Origin of the sequence: Steroidobacter sp. (assembly GCF_016790065.1) — a bacterium.
Taxonomy (GTDB): Bacteria; Pseudomonadota; Gammaproteobacteria; order Steroidobacterales; family Steroidobacteraceae; genus Steroidobacter.
This window is the reverse complement of record NZ_JAEUPY010000739.1, coordinates 1-2,089: the sequence shown is the minus strand read 5'-3', so window position 1 is coordinate 2,089 and position 2,089 is coordinate 1. Positions and strand designations below refer to the sequence as shown.

Genomic DNA, 2,089 nt, shown 5'->3' with positions numbered 1-2,089 from the left:
GGTGACACAGAGCACGCCCATGTTCCGGTCTCGTCGGCGCGAGCGAAGCGCTGGGAACAATCCTCCTCCTACGAGGAAAAGCTGCTGGAGCTCGTGGAGGTCGTCGCTCGCGGCGAAGTTCCGGACGGCTATGCGCTGTCCGAAACCGCCGAGGCGATCGACTGCAGCCTGCCGGGTGTGGAGTTCTTCGCGGGCCAGCGCCTGACTGGAAGTCGATTCAGCGTCATCGTCCTGCGCGCAACCAATATCGGCGAAGCGACGATCGAACTGCTTGGACATGCGGGCTGCGGTGCGCCCGGTGTCGCGCTCGTTGCTCCCTGGCCGCATGCCCATCTCGATCCGGGCACCTCCACCGAACTCTACGTCGGTGTCGTTAACGACACCTTCGAGCCACAACCACGCGGGCAGGTACGGCGCTCGCTCCTGGAGCGCTCCAGATGAGCCCGGTCTCCAAAGAGAGCTTCTCGTCGTGGTGGGCTTCGCTGTCGCCCGACAAGCGCAAGACCCTGATGGGCGTGGGCTGCCTCGCGCTGTTGGTGGCCGTGCTCTATCTCTTCGTGTCAGCGGGACCGGATACCGAGAACCGTAAGAAGGTGGCGGCGAAAGCCGATCTGAATCTTCTGACCGGCAGCGACACGCGAACGCTCGGCTTGGAAAGCGTCGGTGCAGAGCTTCGGGAGGCACAACGCAAACAACGCGAGCTCCAAGGGCAGATGGAGCGACTGGCACAACAGTCCAGCACCAAGGATGAAATGAAGGCGCTCACTGCCCAACTGAACGCCATCGCCGAGTCATTGAAAGCGGAGGGCAGTAAGCACTCTGCTGCACTGGAGGAGCTGCGTCGTACTGATGGCGCCAGCCGCAAACCTCAGTCTGGCACTTCGGGGGCCGAATCCGAGGGCGGTTCGCGGCACACGGCGGAACCCGGTGGCTTGTTCCAAGAGGCCCCGGACACGAGTGCGGAGGCCCGAGGCAGTGGGCCGGCCTCGCGTTCCGTGCGCCCGGCCGACGCGCCGGAGTCGATCAAAGTCCAGGTGTTCGGGGAGCTTGAGCCGCAGGCGAACGCTGCGCAGGCCGGCGTGGAAGACAGCGTCTATCTGCCCGCCGGCAGCATGCTCAAAGGGGTCCTGCTGACCGGTGTGGACGCGCCGACGGGCATGCAGGCCAAGCGCGATCCGATCCCTGCGCTGATGCGCGTCAAGGCCGATGCCATTCTCCCCAACTTCTTCAGCTCAGACGTCCAGGAATGTTTCGTTCTGTTTGGTGCGACCGGAGATCTCAGCACCGAACGTGCACTGATGAGAGCAGAGACGCTATCGTGCATTCGTCACGACGGCGGTGTGATCGAAGTGGTGCTGGATGCGTACGCGCTCGGCGATGACGGCAAGGCGGGAATCCGCGGTCGCTTGGTGTCGAGAAACGGCTCCTTAGTCGCGAAAGCAGCGTTCGCCTCGTTCGCTGAAGCGTTGTCACAAATTTTCCGGCCGGTGGCCATTCAAGGCCTGAACACCTCACCGGGTCAGCGCACCGATTTTCAGGCACCCGACGCCTCCGAGGCGTTGGAAGCCGCCGGCTACGCCGGGTTTGGTGGCGCGATGAGACGGCTCAGCGACTACTTCGTCGATCTGGCCGACGAGATCGTTCCATTCATTGAGGTCGATGCGGCGCGCCAGGTCGAGGCGGTGTTGCTCAAGGGCGTCACGCTCAAGATTCGGAGCGCGCAGTGATGAACCGTATCCAGACTCCGCATGGTCCTAAAGCCGCGTGGGTTACGTTGATGTCGCTCATCGCGATATCCATCTCTTCGGCGGCCGATGCGGGAGCGGATGAGAACATTCCGCGAGATGTTCTCAAAGGCATCGAGGCGATGCGCCGCCTGCCGGTCGACGGCTTTCACGTTGTCGAATCGCAAGGGCGCCTGCTGTTGGTGTCCACGAACGGACATTACGTGGTGTCCGGCGGGCGAATCATCGATCTGTGGAATCAGATCGAGGTCAAGTCGGTGGCTGACGTCGACGGCACCACGCGGATACCGCTGTCTCGCATGGGAATCGAGGCCGGTGCGCTCGGAGGCATCGTGACCGGGCAG

At 63.3% G+C, this 2,089-nt stretch carries 2 protein-coding genes and 1 pseudogene; all 3 read left to right on the top strand.

Annotated elements, in window-relative coordinates; all coding sequences use genetic code 11:
* On the top strand, positions 1–441 hold a 441-nt coding region (locus tag JNL55_RS30145), incomplete at its 5' end, for a TraK domain-containing protein (RefSeq protein WP_293863327.1).
* Positions 438–1,727 carry a TraB/VirB10 family protein gene (locus JNL55_RS30140; protein WP_293863325.1) on the top strand — a complete coding sequence of 430 codons (1,290 nt, stop codon included), beginning with the start codon at positions 438–440 and terminating at the stop codon, positions 1,725–1,727. The genes JNL55_RS30145 and JNL55_RS30140, both read left to right, overlap by 4 nt.
* Positions 1,724–2,089, top strand: a pseudogene (locus JNL55_RS30135) (hypothetical protein); the annotation flags it as partial. The gene JNL55_RS30140 and the pseudogene JNL55_RS30135, both read left to right, overlap by 4 nt.

What these genes read in the sequence shown, in the direction of transcription:
- JNL55_RS30140 (WP_293863325.1), top strand. Translation starts at nt 438, where the DNA reads ATGAGCCCGGTCTCCAAAGAGAGCTTCTCGTCGTGGTGGGCTTCGCTG.